The organism is Cohnella pontilimi (genome assembly GCF_005049045.1).
GTDB lineage: Bacteria > Bacillota > Bacilli > Paenibacillales > Paenibacillaceae > Cohnella > Cohnella pontilimi.
In genome coordinates, this window is sequence record NZ_SUPK01000001.1 from 725,944 (window position 1) to 743,895 (window position 17,952).

At 54.0% G+C, this 17,952-nt stretch carries 16 protein-coding genes; 3 read left to right on the forward strand and 13 right to left on the reverse strand.

Annotated features, from left to right (window positions below):
• Positions 1-75: 75 nt before the first annotated feature.
• A complete protein-coding gene (locus E5161_RS03655) occupies positions 76-753 on the forward strand; it encodes a DNA-binding response regulator (RefSeq protein ID WP_136776295.1) in 678 nt (225 codons plus the stop codon).
• Positions 754-1,048: 295 nt separating this feature from the next.
• Here E5161_RS03655 and E5161_RS03660 read toward each other — a convergent pair whose 3' ends face one another.
• Genes E5161_RS03660 through glgB form a run of 5 tightly spaced genes read right to left on the reverse strand, consistent with a single transcriptional unit; the run spans position 1,049 to position 8,759 of the window.
• The gene (locus E5161_RS03660) at positions 1,049-3,052 is read right to left on the reverse strand and encodes a glycoside hydrolase family 15 protein (RefSeq protein WP_136776296.1); all 2,004 of its coding nucleotides are present in this window, start codon (positions 3,050-3,052) and stop codon (positions 1,049-1,051) included.
• A 19-nt stretch (positions 3,053-3,071) separates the two neighbouring features.
• Positions 3,072-4,499 (reverse strand): glycogen synthase GlgA, encoded by a 1,428-nt coding sequence (gene glgA, locus E5161_RS03665; RefSeq protein ID WP_136776297.1) that lies wholly within the window; start codon positions 4,497-4,499, stop codon positions 3,072-3,074.
• Positions 4,500-4,524: 25 nt separating this feature from the next.
• Positions 4,525-5,640, reverse strand: coding sequence for a glucose-1-phosphate adenylyltransferase subunit GlgD (glgD, locus tag E5161_RS03670; RefSeq protein WP_211246674.1), 1,116 nt, complete (start codon positions 5,638-5,640; stop codon positions 4,525-4,527).
• The gene (locus E5161_RS03675) at positions 5,637-6,803 is read right to left on the reverse strand and encodes a glucose-1-phosphate adenylyltransferase (RefSeq protein WP_136776298.1); all 1,167 of its coding nucleotides are present in this window, start codon (positions 6,801-6,803) and stop codon (positions 5,637-5,639) included. The genes glgD and E5161_RS03675 overlap by 4 nt, the downstream gene beginning before the upstream one ends.
• Positions 6,804-6,821: 18 nt before the next feature.
• A complete protein-coding gene (gene glgB / locus E5161_RS03680) occupies positions 6,822-8,759 on the reverse strand; it encodes a 1,4-alpha-glucan branching protein GlgB (RefSeq protein ID WP_136776299.1) in 1,938 nt (645 codons plus the stop codon).
• Between the two features lie 406 nt (positions 8,760-9,165).
• Between glgB and E5161_RS03685 the strand changes: the two genes are divergently transcribed.
• Entirely contained in the window at positions 9,166-9,495 is a 330-nt protein-coding gene (locus E5161_RS03685) for a hypothetical protein (protein WP_246042081.1), read from the forward strand.
• A gap of 65 nt (positions 9,496-9,560) precedes the next feature.
• Here E5161_RS03685 and E5161_RS03690 read toward each other — a convergent pair whose 3' ends face one another.
• The 4 genes from E5161_RS03690 to glpX form a co-directional block, all read right to left on the reverse strand.
• Positions 9,561-10,373 (reverse strand): pyruvate, water dikinase regulatory protein, encoded by an 813-nt coding sequence (locus E5161_RS03690; protein ID WP_136776300.1) that lies wholly within the window; start codon positions 10,371-10,373, stop codon positions 9,561-9,563.
• 18 nt (positions 10,374-10,391) lie between these two features.
• A complete protein-coding gene (locus tag E5161_RS03695) occupies positions 10,392-11,117 on the reverse strand; it encodes a helix-turn-helix transcriptional regulator (RefSeq protein WP_342773808.1) in 726 nt (241 codons plus the stop codon).
• Complete coding sequence (gene fsa, locus E5161_RS03700; protein ID WP_136776302.1) at positions 11,093-11,740, reverse strand: fructose-6-phosphate aldolase; 648 nt, start codon at positions 11,738-11,740, stop codon at positions 11,093-11,095. Before fsa ends, E5161_RS03695 begins: the two co-directional genes overlap by 25 nt.
• A 66-nt stretch (positions 11,741-11,806) precedes the next feature.
• Positions 11,807-12,787: a class II fructose-bisphosphatase gene (gene glpX / locus E5161_RS03705; protein ID WP_136776303.1), complete on the reverse strand. Its 981-nt coding sequence runs from the start codon at positions 12,785-12,787 to the stop codon at positions 11,807-11,809.
• Between the two features lie 163 nt (positions 12,788-12,950).
• Between glpX and wrbA the strand changes: the two genes are divergently transcribed.
• Positions 12,951-13,565 carry an NAD(P)H:quinone oxidoreductase type IV gene (wrbA, locus tag E5161_RS03710; protein WP_136776304.1) on the forward strand — a complete coding sequence of 205 codons (615 nt, stop codon included), beginning with the start codon at positions 12,951-12,953 and terminating at the stop codon, positions 13,563-13,565.
• A gap of 588 nt (positions 13,566-14,153) precedes the next feature.
• Here wrbA and E5161_RS03715 read toward each other — a convergent pair.
• The 4 genes from E5161_RS03715 to E5161_RS03730 form a co-directional block, all read right to left on the reverse strand.
• Positions 14,154-14,660 carry a DUF2306 domain-containing protein gene (locus E5161_RS03715; protein WP_136776305.1) on the reverse strand — a complete coding sequence of 169 codons (507 nt, stop codon included), beginning with the start codon at positions 14,658-14,660 and terminating at the stop codon, positions 14,154-14,156.
• Positions 14,661-14,718: 58 nt separating this feature from the next.
• The gene (locus E5161_RS03720; RefSeq protein WP_136776306.1) at positions 14,719-15,351 is read right to left on the reverse strand and encodes a TetR/AcrR family transcriptional regulator; all 633 of its coding nucleotides are present in this window, start codon (positions 15,349-15,351) and stop codon (positions 14,719-14,721) included.
• Between the two features lie 198 nt (positions 15,352-15,549).
• Positions 15,550-17,169, reverse strand: a complete 1,620-nt coding sequence (locus tag E5161_RS03725; RefSeq protein ID WP_136776307.1) for a DUF2339 domain-containing protein — start codon at positions 17,167-17,169, stop codon at positions 15,550-15,552.
• Positions 17,166-17,894 (reverse strand): YwaF family protein, encoded by a 729-nt coding sequence (locus tag E5161_RS03730; RefSeq protein ID WP_136776308.1) that lies wholly within the window; start codon positions 17,892-17,894, stop codon positions 17,166-17,168. The genes E5161_RS03725 and E5161_RS03730 overlap by 4 nt, the downstream gene beginning before the upstream one ends.
• Between the last annotated feature and the right edge of the window lie 58 nt (positions 17,895-17,952).

Below are 17,952 nucleotides of genomic sequence, written 5' to 3' on the forward strand. Positions count from 1 at the left end.
AAAAGTTGCAATTTTTGTGGAAATCGCTGAAGCTAGCCTATGGGCGGTTCATTATTTATTCTGGAGGCTATGAGTATGGGATTCGAGGAACAGTACAGCAAATGGCTAGAATCGCATATGTCTCGGAGAACAGGTGAAAGTCGTCGGAGATTAAAAGAAGGTCACGGGTACGGGGAAAAGCTGTTTTTGGAGCAGGTTTGGTGGCCGGTTGTAGGTAATTTCGATGATCTGCATCCCGAATATGAGTTCGTGGACAAAGACGGCAGCTATTATTATTTGGACTTCGCGTACCTTCGCATTCCGCAACCTACAGCGATTGAAGTCGACGGATTCGCTACCCACGCACGAGATATGGACCGCTGGGAATTCCGAAAAGACAGACGGAGACAAAACGCTATCGTTTTGCGAAATTGGAATATCCTTCGTTTCTCCACCGACGATTTGAAGGACGACCTAACATATTGCCGAAAAACGATCGCTGAGATGCTCGGTGCCTGGTATGGCGAGAACGCAGAAGATACATCAAAATTACCGCTTCGAAAGCGGGAGATTCTCCGGCTTGCTGTGCGTGTAGGCAACAACGATTTTGGAATAGCCGATGCGTGCGCATGTCTTGGCGTTGGTGATCGATCGGCACGTCAGCTTCTTCACGAGATGGTAGATGAAGGTTACCTTGAATCTGCCTCAGGTACAGCCAGGATTCACCGTTACCGACTTGCGGGCAATAAAACTAGCGGAACACAGTTCCGCTAATAGGAGTATCTAAATCGGCCAAGAAGCCGAGAGTGCTCACAATCCTTGATTCATGGTTTAGCGGCAGGATTTACCGCTAAATTTTCGTTCGAGGCCAACACAGTCGATTTAGCGGCAATATTTGCCGTTATACCCACGCTCGAGGCCTACAGACTCGATTTAACGGTAGTTTTTGCCGCTATTTTCGCTCGAAGATTCAGTAACGACGATTTAGCGGCATTATTTGCCGCTAAATCAACGTCCGAGGTCAATAGAATCGATTTAACGGCAGGATTTGCCGTTACATTCGCCACCCTCAAGCCATTTTCCCGCTGTTCACCTGCCCGACGGAGCTGGCCGAGGCAGAGAGCTGCTCGTGTTTGCGCACGTAGACGGAGACCGTCTGCACATAGGTAGCGTGCGACCAGGTGAGCGGGGCGACGGATAGCGGCGAGCCGTCCATCGGATTCATCTGCTCCGGAAAATTGCCGCCGGGTAAGGCAAACCCGGCTACTTTTTCCAGCGTGCGCCGGGGCTCTTCCAGTTCCGCCAAGCTGCGAGCGGTTTCGATCCGATATTTCGCCAGCCACAGTGTGCAGATGATCCACGGGTTACCCGGCACGGTATACACGTCTTCCGACACCCGGAAATAGTAGTCCGACGTATACCTTGCGATCCCGCCTATTTCTGTTCTCACCGACAAGCCTTCCGATATCGCCTGCATCGTACCGGACACACGGCTGTCGTCCGCCGGAAGCACGCCGAATTCGGACAAAAAGGAGAGGCTGCTCTCAATCGTCATATCCTTCACCCATTGGCCGTCCGTCCAAACGAGCCCGCGGGCGAAACGGCCGGCCTCTTCGTCCCACAGATGCTTCAATATCCCCCGTTTGACTCGCTCCGCCGTTTCACGATATTTGTCGCTCCGGTCATAATCCCCGAACAGCTCCGCGAATCCGGATCCCGCCATCAACCCGGCATACACCGAAGCGGCCGTATACGTCCAGATGCCGTACCTTTCCTCCCACAAATCGTAGCTGGGCTTCGGCAGGTCCAGCGACTCTTCCAAGTAATCGCACAGGAACTCGGACGTCTTCCGCACCAGCTTGCCATAAAGCGATTGCGGCAGTTCAATCTCTCCGTGACGGACGTAGTCCTTCCACAACGCGTACAACACGAGTGCGGTCTCGTCTTCCTGGATCGGCAGGCGAGGGACGCCGTTCACCACGTAAGGATGCCAGCTGGAGCCGACCGTCCCGTCCGGATTGTACTTGTGATACAAGTAGCCGTCCGGAGATAACGCCTGTTCGCAGAAATGGAAAAACGGCGTGATCGTTCCATGATATCCCGCCAGCGACATCGCTTCCGCAATCAAAGCGCCGTCCCGGGGCCACATATAGCTGTAATGATCGCGATTGTACTGCAAAATATCGGTATCGTTCGCGGCCAAAATCGCTCCCTGCTCGTCAATGTGCGTCCGCACGATGAGCAGGCTGTGTTTGAACTGGCGAACCACGGCCGGCGGCAGATCCGCGAGTTTGCCTTCCACACGCTCGAGCCAATGATTCCAATAGATGACGATGCGGCTCAGCAGCTTCTCCGGATCGCTTTCCAGTACATATTGGTCCAGCCTTTTAACCTCTTCCAATCCGGAACCAACCGACATCCAGTAGTAAATCGTACTCTCCGAATCCGCGCCAACCAGCGTGCGGAAGCTTACCGTACTGTCCACCGAGCCTTGCGCGATCGCGTTGCCGGCCAATTCGCCGTCCTCGGCGTCCCGCCAAGTGCCTTCGGCGTACTGGAACCGCTTGATGCCGGTAGAGAATTGGAAGATCCCGCCCCATTCGGATCTGCCGTTAAACATGAAATAGGACGAACGTTTATAGTGGAACACCGTGCGGTTCCCCGGATAGAAGGCCGCCGTATCACCGACGTCGCTGCCGTCGATCATGAGATCGTGATGGAAAAATACGCGCACTTCCTTAGGAGCATCGCCCAAATTCCGCACGACGACCCTTTTCAGAAAAATACATTCCCGTTGGTGAATGCCGTCGTTGATTTGAAGCTCAATGCCCAGCTTTTCGTTTGTCGCCGTTACGTTCGTGACCAGGGAATCTTCAATGTAACCCAAGTCGATCGACCAGCTTTTGTCGTCGAGCCAGGCGAATTCTCCATTGCACCATACGCCGAGCCGGCATAACTGACCGCCGACATGGTTTAGCTGTCCTACGTAAGGAAAATAAAGGTCGCGAATGTAGCCGTAGTTATCGAGGTTGATGAGCATTTTTCCGTTTCCGGTCACGAGATGTCGAGCCATGAGCCTCACTCCTCTCTGCTTATCCGGCCAACTCACGGTACAACCGCTCATATTCGCGGGCGGAATTGTCCCACCCGTAATTGCGTTTGGCTCCATTCGCCAAAATTTTCGCCCAAGCGTTCTCATCCCGATAAAAGAACAGCGCTCTCCGAACGGTGAACAGCAAATCGTGGGCGGAAGCGGGACCAAAGCTGAAACCGTTCCCTGTACCTGTATATTCGTTAAACGACTCGACCGTGTCGCATAATCCTCCCGTTTCTCGCACGATCGGCACCGTCCGGTATCTCAGGGCGATCAATTGGCTGAGTCCGCAAGGTTCGAATTTCGACGGCATTAAATAAATATCCGAGCCGGCATAAATCCGCCGCGCCAGCCCTTCGTTAAAGCCGAACCAAACCGCCAGGCGTCCCGGGTAACGCTGTACCGCTTCCTGAAGCGTGGCTTCCAGCGCAGGCTCGCCCGCTCCAAGAATGACGATCTGAATATTTTCCTCCATAAGCTCGGGAAGCGCCTCGATGACCAGGTCCAACCCTTTTTGATCCACAAGACGGGATACGATGCCGATGACGGGGACCGAACCGTCCGCTTGAAGCCCAAGCTCCTGCTGCAGGGCGATTTTGTTCTGCCTTTTCTTCGCTCGAGAATCGCGATAAGGAACCGGCACGTGCGGGTCCTTCATCGGGTCGAACTCATCGGTGTCGATCCCGTTGACGATGCCGTACAAATCCGCCGCCCGCTCGCGCAGCAAGCCGTCCAGCTTTTCCCCGTACGTCTCGGTCTGGATTTCCCGCGCATACGTGGGGCTCACGGTGGTAAGCTTGTCCGCATAACGAAGACCGGCCTTCATACAACTGGCCGCACCGTAAAATTCCAGCTTGTCCTCGGTGAATAGATCGTCTCCCGCCGACAGCAAATCCTGGAGCAGCTCCCGGGGAAACACTCCTTGGTACTTCAGATTATGTACGGTAAATACCGTACGGATATCTCGATAACCGGGGCGGTTCGCGTACCGGGTCCGAAGGAGCATCGGAATGAGCCCGGTTTGCCAGTCGTGGCAATGGATAATATCCGGCATCTCGCTCAGCACCTGCAGCGAATCCAGAACCGCAAAGCTGAAGAAGGTGAACCGCTCCGCTTCATCCCCGTACCCGTACAAGTATCCGCGGTTGAAATAATACTCGTTATCCAGAAGCAGATAGCGGATTCCGTCTTCGATGATCTCCAGAACCCCGCAATACTGCCGGCGCCAGCCCATTTGCACGAAGGTGTACCCCAAATATACCGCACGATCCGTAACGTCCTTCGAAATTTCCCCGTATTTGGGCAGCATGACGGTGACGTCCACTCCGCGTTTGGCAAGAGCTTTCGGAAGGGCGCCGACCACGTCGGCAAGCCCCCCGGTTTTCACAAGCGGCACCGCTTCCGATGCCGCGAACAGTACTCTCATGTCTCCTATCCATCCTTCCGCCGTCTCAGATGACCTTTCGTTTGATCGCCAGGAACGGTAAGTTTTCTGCTCCGCGCAAATGCTGCAGCGGGCGTATTTCCACCTCTTTGTCGAGGATGCAATTTTCCAATGAGCCGTTCTCCCCCACGACTCCGTTTTGCATGATGATGCTGTTGCGCACGATGGCGCCTTTCCTCACTTTCACGCCGCGGAACAAAATGCTGTTATGCACAGCCCCTTCGATGTCGCAGCCGTTGGCGATGAGGGAATGCGTGACGTCGGCACTGCTGTTATATCGGGTCGGCGGTTCGTCTTTGATTTTGGTGTAAATCGGTCCCGGGTTGAAAAACAGATCGCGCCAAATATCCGGCTGGAGCAGTTGCATACTGTGGCGATAATAGGCGGCAATGTTGTTGACCACGCCGAGCGTGCCTTCGTGCAAATAGGCGTTCACCTTTAAGTGGCCGAGCATCGACCCCACTGCATGCCGCACAAAATGGTCCTGTCCGCGGGCGAGCGACGTCTCCACCAGGTCAAGCAGCAGCTCTTTGGACAGCACGTACATTTCCATCGAGATGATGTCGCTGTTCAGCCGTCCGTAATGATCCTGCATTTCCGTGATGCGTCCTGCTCCGTTCACCAGCACTTTACGTGCAAGGCCCGGCGATGGTTCGTCGGACTTTTTGCAGACGACCGTGATATCCGCCCCTCTCTCCAGATGATCGTCCAGCACTTTCGCAAAATCGACGTTGCACACCATATGGCTGCGGGAAATGACGACATACTCCTGGGGACTGCTGCGGGTGAAGTAATCTCGGTGTCTGTAGAAGTGGTACAAGTCTCCTTTTCCGAAGTCCGTCTGGTCTTCCATCGAAGGGGGAAGCACGAACAGGCCGTTGCCTCTCCGGTGCAAATCCCAGTACGTTCCGGTGCCTACATGGTCCATGAGTGAACGGAATTTCGTATGTGCAAAAACAGCCACTTTGGGGATGCCGGAATTGACCATCGAGGACAGCGTAAAATCGATCAGACGGTAACGTCCTCCAAAAGGAACCGTCGCAAGACATCGATTCGCCGTTAGCTGACCCATTTCGTCCGCTTCGTGAATCAGATTGATGACGCCAAGCATCGGCAGCTTCATACTTGCTCCACCTCCTGCATTTCAGCTTTGAGCGAAATGGTTTCCCCGCTGCCTACGACCGCGATCTCTTCCGAATCAATGCTGCCGACCACGCACCCGTCTCCCACTACCGCTCCCTCGCCGACAATGGCGCGGATGACGCGGGCTCCGCGGCCGATCGCGGCCCCCGGCATGATGACGGAATCCTCGATGATGCTGCCTTCTGCCGCCATGACCCCTTGGAACAGCACCGAGCGGTTCACTTCTCCGTCCACAAGGCATCCTTCGTTCACGATCGAGCTGCTAATTTTAGCGTGCGGAGCTACATATTGGGCCGGCCGGTTCGGATTCACGGAGAAAATGCGCCAGGAACGATCGTCCAAATGCAGTGCCGGTTCGTCGTCCAGCAAATCCATGTTGGCTTGCCACAAGCTTTCGATCGTCCCGACATCCTTCCAATATCCGTTGAAACGGTAGGAGAAGAGCCGGGCTTGTTCTTTCAGCAGGGTGGGGATGATATCTTTTCCGAAGTCGTTGGAGGAGCTTTTGTCCGCCTCATCGCGGATTAACGCTTCCCTGAGAACCGGCCAAGAGAACATGTATACGCCCATGGAAGCGAGATTGCTGTTCGGCTTTTTCGGTTTTTCCGCGAATTCGACGACCCGGCTGTCCTCGTCCACGCTCAAGATCCCGAAACGGCTGGCGTCCGCCCACGGTACGGTGATGACGGCAATCGTGGCGTCCGCCCGCTTCTCTTTGTGCGCCTCCAGCAGCAGGTCGTAATTCATTTTGTAAATGTGATCGCCGGAAATGATGAGGACGTGCTCGGGGTCGTAGCGTTCGATAAATCCGATGTTCTGATAGATGGCATTCGCGGTTCCTTTATACCAAGTGCCTCCTTTGGAGCGGACATAGGGCGGAAGCACGTGCATGCCGCCTTCCCGGCGATCGAGTCCCCACGGGCTCCCGATGCCGAGATACTGATTCAGCACGAGCGGCTGGTACTGGGTCAGCACCCCCACCGTCTCGATGCCGGAATGGATGCAATTGCTGAGCGTAAAGTCGATGATGCGGTATTTTCCTCCGAAATGAACAGCCGGTTTGGCCAAATCCTTGGTCAAGACGCCGAGCCGGCGGCCTTCTCCCCCGGCAAGCAGCATGGCGATGCATTCGTTGCGGCGCATGGATGAACACTCCTTCCCCTATATAGGCGTGGCAAGTGACGACAACGACTGTGCGGGAACTTCTTCCGGAATCCAAATCTGGCAGGTTAGTGCAGGTAAAGGGATTTCGATGCTGCAAGGCTTGCCGTGCATCGGAGGCTCATCCGCTTCGGTCACCTCGGGAACAGGAAGGCCGTTGCCTCCGTAGTCGGCCTCGTCGGTATTCAGGAGAAGCCGGTACCGGCCAGGCAGAGGCACGCCGAAGCGATACGCGGGATATGCGTGACGCGAGAAGTTGCAAATGATGACCACCGGCGTATCCGTGGAACGCGCGAGGCGGTAAAACGAAAGAACGGATTGCTGCGCGTTATTGACGTCGATCCACGTGAAAGCGTCCGCGTGATGATCGCATTCCCACAGCTGAGGCAGCTCCGCGTACAGCCGGTTGAGGCGCCTCACAAACCGGTGCATGCTGTCATGAAGCGGGTACGTGAGCAGCATCCAGTCGAGGCCGGTGAAATCTTTCCATTCGTCAAACTGGCCGAACTCGCTGCCCATGAACAGCAGCTTTTTGCCGGGATGCGACATCCAATATCCGTATAAAAGCCGGAGATTGGCGAACTTCTCCGGATAACTTCCGGGCATTTTGTGCAGCAGCGAACGTTTGCCGTGAACCACCTCGTCGTGGGACAGCGGCAGAACGTAATTTTCGGAATAGGCGTACCAAAGCGAAAAGGTCATGAGCGAATGGCGGGACGAACGGTGGTCAGGATCGGTTTCCATATACTTCAGCACGTCGTTCATCCAGCCCATATTCCACTTGTAGTTGAATCCGAGACCCCCTAGATAGACGGGCATCGTCACCGCGGGGTAAGCGGAGGAATCTTCTGCAATCATGAGGTTGTCGGGATAATGACGAAAGACGATCTCGTTCAGCGTCCGGATAAAATCAAGCGCTTCGAGATGTTCCGACGTTCCGTAACGGTTGTTCGTCTTCCGGTCTTCGGGTTTGTCGAAATGCAAATCGATCATGCTGGCGACCGCATCCACACGAAGCCCGTCGATGTGGTACACATCCATCCAAAAGAGTGCGTTAGAAATCAGGAAGCTGACCACTTCCGGCTTGCCGAAATCGAACGCGAGCGTCCCCCAGAGCTGCTTATCGGCCAGGCGATCGTCCGACGGTTCGTACAAAGCCGTGCCGTCAAAGAGGCGAAGCCCGTGGTCGTCTCTGCAAAAATGACCAGGCACCCAGTCCAAAAGCACGCCGATCCCCTCCCGGTGACAGCGGTCGACGAGCTTTTGCAGTCCCTCCGGCGGGCCGTAACGGCTTGTCGCGGAATAAAAGCCGGTCGTCTGATAGCCCCAAGAACGATCCAGCGGATGTTCGCCTAAGGGCAGAAGCTCGATGTGCGTGTATCCCATATCTGCCACGTAATCGACCAGCTCTTCCGCCAGCTCAACGTAAGTACGGAATTGCTCGGGAGCATCCATTTTCCAGGAACCGAGATGTACTTCATAGATCAGCATGGGTCTTTGGTACGGCGGATTGCGCCGCTTCTGTTCCATCCACGCCTGATCCTGCCATTCGTACAGGTCTAAATCGGCCACGATCGACGCTGTGTTCGGCCGCAATTCGCTTCGAAAAGCAAAAGGGTCCGATTTCAGCTTCCGCCGGCCATGCGCATCGATCACTTCGTACTTGTACCTTTCGCCTTCCCCAATTTGAGGCACAAACAACACCCAGACGCCGGTCGTACCGGCCATCTCCATACGGTGCTCCTTGCCGTCCCAGTTGTTAAAATCACCCACGACGGACACGGCGAGGGCGTTAGGCGCCCACACTGCGAAACGAACGCCGTTTTTATCGCTCCATTCTGTCGCATGCGCGCCAAGGGTACGATAAGCCCGGAATAGTTGGCCGGTATTGAACAAGTACAAATCCTCCGGCGAAAGCGTGTAAGGTGCGGCCTGCATGCGTAAATCACCTCCTGTCAACGGCTTATGTCTCCGTGAATCTCATGTTAGAATATATAACGCACATGAATCTCACATCCTCATTATAACGAACATTAATGAGTAATTACACGTTGTTTTCTAAAATGATTACCCAGATTAGCATAAAACAATACATTTTGTATCGACAACATTCGGGATTTGGGGATGATTGTGGCGATTGATGTCAGATTATCCGACATCTAAGTGAGAATCGTTGTGTGTCTCCATTCCTATGCAGCGGCAATCGGATGATTGCGGAGGTGGGCTCGGTGGCAATACTAGTAAAAAACATGATGAAACTGGGGAACGGCTCTTGTTTTACTTAAAAATGGTGATATAATGAAAGCGCTACCAAAAGACATCTTTTCCGAAAGGGGATTTTGGAATGATGAATGTAGCGCTGCAGGATAGAAATGTGTATGAAGATTTCGATCCGCGAACCGACACCTTGTACTTTAAAGTGGGGAGCCACGACCTGGTCAGCTTTCACGGCAAAAACTACAACATCAAAAGAAGGCTGTCACCCGAGGAAAGAAAACGGCTCACTTCGGACACGGCCTTCTTTCGTCTGGAAGCGAATTGTTACGTCAATGCCGGGAAGATCACGCATATGGAAGAGGACGCCCTATGTTTCGGCGATTCGACCAAGCGCATCCCCTGCTCCAAACGCCAGCAGCAAATGATTCTCAATTTGTTGGCTTCTGCCCCCCATTAAGACACACCCAAAAAGCCTTGGCGATCCGCCAAGGCTTCAGCATGTTCAAACCTGTTTCAGCATGTTCAAACCGTAAGCATCTCCAAAATGAGGCCGGCGGTTTCCTCGATCGACTTTTCCGTCACGTCGATGACCGGGCATTGGAGCCGTTCCATGATTTCGCCGGCGAATGCCAGCTCCCGTTCAATCCGCTCCATCGAGGCGTAATGCGCTTGACTCGGAAGGCCGAGTGCGCGCAGTCTCTCGGACCGGATCCGTAGCATCCGCTCGGGCTGCATCGTCAAACCGACCACCATTGTTTTCGGGGCAACCGCAAAAAGCTCTTCCGGCGGCTTCACTTCGATCGTCAGCGGATAATTGGCCGCTTTGATTCCTTTATGCGCCAAGTAGATGCTGAGCGGCGTCTTCGACGTCCGGGACACGCCCACCAATACCACCTGCGCCTGCAGAAATCCCCTCGCGTCTTTGCCGTCATCATATTTTACCGCGAACTCAACGGCTTCAATTTTCCGAAAATAAACTTCATCCATCTCGTGCAGCAAGCCGGGCGTATATTTCGGGGAATCATTGAACGTATCGATAAAGGCCTGCATCATCGGTCCCATGACGTCGACGGCGCGTACGCCGGCTCGGATCGTTTCCTCCCGCATCGTATCGCGGAGCTCCGGCTGCACCAGGGTATATGCGATAAACCCGCGTTCCGCGGCAGCCTCCCGGACAATCGCCTGGACTTCTTCTTCCGTCTTGATATGGCCGAAACGCTTAATGCGAACCTGCTCCATCGCAAATTGTCTTGCGGTCGCCCGGGCGACGGCTTCCGCCGTTTCTCCCACCGCATCAGAACAAACGAAAATGGTTTTTGTATCGTGGTCCGACATCTGCACTCCCCCCGAAACCTACGTATCCGACGACAATTCCACCAGAAACTGCATGATATTCGTTTTGGTGATCCGGCCGATCACTTCAAGCTTGCCCTTCATTTCCGGCGATTCAAGCGGGCGCACGACCGGCAGCCCGCCGATCTGATTCTCCAGCATTTTGCTGGCGGCCTTCCACAGGGTATCCTCAGGAAGCACCGTTATAATTCGAGGAAGTCTTGTCATCACCATGCTGATCGGAATGGAGGCGGCAGCCGGATTCCCCAGTGCGACCTTGAGCAAATCTTTGGCGGACACCATGCCGGACAAGCAGCCTTGCGCGTCGGTTACCGAAAGCATGCCCGTGTTTTCCGTAAACAAGGAGATGACCGCGTCGTTCACTGTCGCTTGCTCCGAAATGACGAACGGCCGGCTCATCAAATCCTGCACTTTCAGATTCGTGAGCTTGTCTTTCAGCCGGCCGACGGAGGATTGCTCCTTGCCGAGAAAATACCCCACCTTCGGCTTCGCGTCAAGATGGCCAAGCATGATCAGCACCGATAAATCCGATCGGATCGTGGGACGGCTGAGCCCGAGATGTTCGGCGATTTGTTCTCCCGTAACCGGCGCATGCCGCTTCACCAAATCGATAATCTCCGATTGTCTGCGCGTGAGTTCGATACGGAATTCCCCCTTCAACCCGTACAAAAGCCGCTTCGTGATGAAGCGGCTTGTTGGCGTTACATTTTCGGAACCTTCTCCCAATCTTTCAGGAACCGCTCGATTCCGACGTCCGTCAGCGGATGTTTCCATAAGGACGGAAGCAGCGAGCCGGGGATCGTCGCGATATGGGCGCCGGCCAAGGCCGCTTGCTCCACATGCCCGATTCCCCGAATACTGGCCGCGATAATTTCCGATCGCAAGCCGTACAGGTCAAGGATTTCGCGAAGATCGCGGATCAGTTGCATGCCGTCCACTCCGATATCGTCAAGCCGGCCAACGAAAGGACTGATGTACGTAGCGCCGGCTTTGGCGGCCATCAAGCCTTGCGCAACGCTGAAGATGAGCGTAACGTTCGTTTTGATGCCTTCTTGGGCCAGCCGGTGAGTCGCTTCCAAGCCGGCTTCGGTCATCGGCAACTTGATCACGACATTGGGCGCCCATTCGGCAATTTCGTGCGCTTCTTTCAGCATGCCGTCGACTTCGAGACTGATGACTTCGGCGCTGACGGGCCCGCTTACAATCGAAGTGATTTCTTGAATCACTTCTTTAAACACGCGGCCTTCCTTGGCGATCAGCGAAGGGTTGGTCGTTACGCCGTCCACGAGGCCTAGTTTGACGATGCGTTTGATTTCTTCGATATTACCAGTATCCAGAAAAAATTTCACGTAGCAACATCCTTCCGCAGCATGATTTGGGTCGGGATAAGAATAACCGGAATGTCTGTTTTTTAATCACGGTCCGGCGGCCGGCTGTGTCGATAAGTGATGAACGGTCAGGTCATGAACAGTTCGGATAAAGCGAATCGTCTTCGTGCCGGCGCGCATCACAAGCGATTGCGTCTCGGCCCGCTGCTCCGGCAAATATCGCACGCCTCCGAGAAATTCGCCCGGCGTAACCCCCGTGGCCGCGAAAATGACTTCACCCTTGCCCACCATATCTTCCGTCTTGAGCAGCTTGTATGGATCCTCGATTCCCATGGCGATGCATCGGCTATATTCACCTGCATCGGCGGGCATCAATCGCCCCTGCAGTTCCCCGCCCAAGCATCGCAGTGCGGCAGCCGCCAATACACCCTCTGAAGCTCCGCCGGATCCGACATACAGATCGATTCCCGATTCTGCAAATGCCGGGGCCATTGCGCCCGCCACGTCCCCGTCGGGAAGAAACTTCAGGCGCACGCCGACTTTGCGAAGACTGCGGATTAATTCTTCATGGCGCCGGCGGTCCAGAATCATCACCGTCAATTCCGATACCGGCTTGTGCAATTCCTCCGCCGCCTTCTGCACCGTGAGCTCGATCGGATCCGTCAGCTTCAGCTTGCCGACCAGCCCCGGCCCCACGGCCAGCTTCTCCATATACATGTCGGGAACGCGCATCAGCCCTCCCTTGGCCGACAAGACCGCAACGGACATCGCATTGTTCAGCCCTTTGGCCACGATATCCGTGCCTTCCAGCGCATCCACCGCGACGTCCACCTCAGGTCCGTCCGTATCGCCAACCTGTTCGCCCACATATAACCTGTGCGTTTCGTCCTGTTCCCCTTCCCCGATGATGACCGCCCCGCGGATCGGCACAGAATCGAACATGGCATGCATCACGCGTACGGCGGACGCGGCCGCGGCGAATTTGTCGCCCCGTCCCATCCAAGGCGCCGCCGCCAACGCCGCCATCTCGGTGACACGAACAATATCAAGCGCTAGCTCCCTCTCCATCACCCAAACCCTCTTCCGTTTTGGAAGTCATTGTATATGGTATAACACATTTATATTTATGACACAATATATATCCTCCGAACTTCGCGCATAGTTTTCGGTTCAAATGTTCATGCTGACTATGGAATCCCAGAACGTACCGGAAAGGAACGAGGTTCTCTCCATGGCGAATGTGAATTTGGCGATCGTGTATTACAGTTCGACCGGCACCAACTATCAGTTAGCCCAATGGGCGGCGGAAGGCGGCAAAGAAGCCGGCGCGGAAGTGACCATTTACAAGGTGCCGGAGCTGGCGCCGCAGTCGGTCATCGACGCCAATCCGGCTTGGAAAGCGCACGTAGAGGCGACCCGCGACATCCCCGTTGTTACGACGGACGATATCGTGCGATCGGATGCGATTATTTTCAGCACGCCGACCCGCTTCGGCAATGTGGCGTCACAAATGAAACAATTTCTCGACACGTCAGGCGGCATTTGGTTCCACGGCAAAACCGTCAATAAAGTGGTCAGCGCCATGACTTCCGCCCAAAACGCGCACGGAGGGCAAGAAGCGACAATATTGTCCCTCTACACGTCGATGTATCATTGGGGTGCGATCGTGGCGGCGCCGGGTTACACCGACCCCGTTCTCTATGCGGCCGGCGGGAACCCATACGGAACCAGCGTAAGCGTCGATCAAGACGGCAAAATTCAAGGGGATCCCCGGGGCGCGGTGGTTCATCAAGCCAAGCGTGTCGTGATGATCGCCGATTGGGTGAAACGGGGCATGAACGCATAGACAGACGAAAGCCCCTGGTGACCAGGGGCTTTCGCGTGCTATAGGGTTGCGCACGGGTCATTGTCACTTGGAAATTCTAGAATTCCTGTGTACGATTCTTCCACCATCGGCTTGTCTTATTTTATTTCCTCTACTTGATCAACCATTATTCTATTTCGGTTCAGATTTATTGTCTTAAATTGTATTCCTTTGACTACAAATATCTTCTCAAATGAATGAACTATAAAACGGAGATTGGTCTTCACAAAGTCGATGCAAACGGGAAAGTCACTTCTGTATGGCCATCGCGGGTGGGTAACGTTAATGTGACAAATGACAGGCTCATATGCGAGTTTTATGATAACAGTGGCTTCGTTATACTGGACGGTTCAGGCCGCTTAATGCTCAAAGTAACAGTTCTGATTACACGTGTTCTAACTCCGATGAGGTTTTCTTCCAAGACACGAATAACTCCGCATTTGAAAATATTCGTTAAGGAACTGCCCGTTTGCTGCACCAGGCTGCCGATCATAGGCAGCCTGGTGTCGTTGAACTATCATGTTTACGCTGGTTGGGACGAACGATCCGGCATCATTTTGGAAGCTGTGCTCAAGGTTTACGTCCGTTCGGTGTGGATTGCCGGTTTTCACGTTTAGATGCGCCTAATCCATGTCGAGCTATCGTCATGCGAATTAGCGGCGAGCCTATGATGGTCGGCAGGAACCAAAGAAGCCAGGAAGGTATACCGATCCATTTGGACACTGCTTCACCATTCACCACCAGCACTGCGGTGATTACTCCGATGTAGGAGCCCAGCATTCCGTTGATATGATGCTTCAGCCAATGCTGCTTTTGCCGCTTTCTCGCCAAGTACCCATATAAAGCGAATGCATACGAGAAAAGAGCGATAAAAAAGAGAAACGCAAGCTCGGACCACTTCATCACTGACATTGCCAAAGCTGTCACCGCCACCGCCACATAGCTGCCATGATACACTTCGCCCGCCAGAGTATGTACTCCCTTCTTCTTTCGAGCGAAAACGGATATCGTCCCGCAGATCAAACAAATGGCACCGGCAATGATATGGAACACCAACAACATGCTGAACAAAGTCATAATATTAATCACCCTCCTTTTATTTGAACAGCGTTCAATTATATTCAAAAGAAAAAGCCTAGCTATGCAAGGCTTTATATAACATCTCCATCGCATGACGCATAAGTTTCTCGGTTCGCTGTTGATTGAACATGGGCATCTGAATCGAGAGCGAGACGATACCATGCATCGCAGCCCAAAGCAAGTCACTAGCCGTCTCCGGGCTCTCCGCCCGTAACACTCCCTGCTCCATCGCATCGCGAACTGTGCGTAACAAGACGTCGAACGCTTGCACGCGAGGAATCTTCTGGATACCTTGCGGCTCCATTAAATAATCAATACGCCACATGAACATGAGTTGATAATAAGCGGGATGCTCCAGACCAAAAGTGACGTAGGCTTCACCTAAACGTCCCAGCCGCTCCCACATATCGGTACCACCGGACGCCGCCGCCTCCAGCCTCTCCGTGAACCGCATGAATGCATCGTCAACAACAAGAAAGAGCAGGTCATCCTTATCGCGAAAATACACATACAGCGTCGCTGGTGAATAACCGATTCGCTCCGCCAGTTTACGCATTGAGAAGTTGCTGTAACCGAGCTCAACGAATAATTGGCCTGCTGTCCGGAGGATGTGGGCACGGAGTTCTTCTTTTTGTTCTTTCTGGCGCCGCCGAATGATGGTTCTCTTGTCGGTTCTGGGACGGTCCATTATGAAGTCTCCTTTAAGTGAACACAGTTCAATTAAAGTGTAAATGAAATTGCCGATCCCTGCAAGCAGATTATGGAATCAAGTCATAATTACGGCAACAGGCTGCCGTTCAATTGAACGGCAGCCTTCATCATCCATGTGGTATCGTACCTGATCGCTTAATAACGCAAAGATCATTCCGGCATATGGACTCCTCACTTAGGAATGACGATCAAAAACGTCATTCCTAAGGTTTTCACTTTCAGCAGCCGGTTGATTCTCCGTCCGCCACTTCCCGTTAATCCAAGTCGCCAGGAAGGACATTCCTCCGAGAATGAGCAGCACCAGCACTTTATACAGCACTTGTTCCCCGCTCAAGTCCAGGAAGATCGCTTTAAAGGCGACGAACAACAGAACTGCAGATCCGAACCAGCGGAACGTCATTTGCCGGCGGTAAGCTCCCCAGAGGAAGAGCAGCAGCGCATAGACTCCCCACACGACCGAAAGCGTCAGGCTCAAGGACATCTCTGCCGAGTCCGGTGCGTATTCCTCAAATGCATTTTCGATTTGAAGAGTGAGCAAGCCACCTACAATTAAGTGGGCGAACAGCGCGAATATTTGCGACAGCAGCTCTTGCGTCTTGTCGTTTCCGAACGGGACGACACGGTTCAGCGAGAAGTAAAATCCGAGCGCGGAAAGCAGCATCCACGCGGCTGCGCCGGAGTTGAGGAACGGGATGTACGTGCCGAACCATTCCCCGCGCGGCGTATCCCATGTCACGATGTACCAGTAAATCCCCACGATCAGCCAAATCCCTACTGCGCCAACATTCAGCAATAAACCGCCTGGATATCGACGCGCGCCCCAAGCGAGAAGGACGGCGATTCCGCCCCACAGGAACACGCTGACGATCGGCTTCGTTTCCATTCCGCTGCCCAAATGCGTCGCTGCGATCAGAAGCAGCATCAATCCAGCGAGCATTGGGACGGCGGAAGCCAATCCGATTTTACCCGTGAAGCGATAAGTCAGCACGCCCACAATGCCATAGATGACACCCAAGAACGCTAAAACGTACCCGTAGTGCAGATCTCCATCCAGGATGAGCATCGCCCAAAAACCGAACAGCATGCCGTTCGCGAGACTTAGATATAGATTCCATCCATCGAAGCAGCGGTTGTTTTTCCAGGAAGAGATCATAAAACCGGCAATATAAAACACGAAAGCGGCGAGCGCATATCGCAGCGGCAGGCTCCACAAACCTTCCGTTGGCGGGTCGAAGTGGAAGAAATAAACGACATATAGCAGCCAGGAACCGAAGAAAGGCGCGATTCTGAGCTCCGACCAGCCTTTGGCGATGCTGAGGAAGAAAAATGCGGCGTTCAGCACCAGCAAATATAGAAACAGCGCGAAAACTTGGTCCGTGGCCGGCTGCATCAACAGCGGGGACAACAGTCCGCCCGCAAAGGAAATGTTCATGAGCAGGCGCGAGTCGAAACGGTACGCATACGCGGTCAGCGAGGCCGTGATGCCGATCATGCCGATGAAGACGGATCCGGAGCTCCAGAGTTCGTAATAAATGCCCGCAAACGAGAACGTGGCGTAGAGCAGGCTGGTTCCCAGCCCGATGATAATTTCACCCGTTACCGTCTGACGCTTATGCAGCGCCAGCGCCAGACCACCAACGCACAAACCCGCACCGCACAGCAGTCCCAGCCCGATTTTCATCGGATCCGTAATCCAGCCCTGATCGATCGAATATTTGAACAAGGTGACGAAAGCCGTCAAAATCAGCAGCACACCCAGCAATGAAGTCCAATGTTTCCGAAACGTCGCGTTCATTTCACGACATCCTCCCCGTAAACCTCAATTTGTGTGTTGCGTTTTCCAAATACCCGTCCCGAAAACCTTGCGATACCGAGCAGCAGCATACAGAGAGCCAATGCGATGATTTCGAGCTCAAGCAAATACCAAGGCCACGGAGGCAGCAAATCGAGCAGCGAGGCGGTATCCGGCTTGCGGGCGACAAACATGAAGTTCTCACCCGTCGCCTTATTCGCGATGCCGGCTGCAAGCGCAAACCCATTCAGCCATCCCCAGGCACGCCACACCGAGCGCAGGTTGGGCCGATAGCCATCGATCACCGCCATGTAGACGCCTGCTCCCACAATCGCCGCATGTGCGATGAAAAAGTGAAAATAGCGGAAGTTCGGAAACGTCTCGTCCAGGTTTGGTGTTAACAACGCTTGCGTCGCTCCCAAAATGCCGAGAAAGAATGCGATGTCGTAAAGCTTGCGGCAGCGCGTGATCAGTGTGATGGCGGAAACCCATAAGGTGATCGTGCACAGCTGGAAAGGAAGCGCATGAAGCCCCCAATTATCCGTAACTCCGTACCACGTGTAGAGCGACAACTCGGTTCCGATCAGGATGGCCGCCAATGAAAGTCTCAGCTTCCGGTCTCTCGCTTCGACGCGAATTAGGTTCCGGAAGCCGATGATGAGCGCGGCCGCCGCGATCGCAAAAACGATGCCTGCCCAATGGGCGGCGGTAAACGGTACGAACGCCATCCGACTCTCCCCTTCCGTGCTGAAGTCGATTTGTGATTCCGGTTATCACAGCTTCATT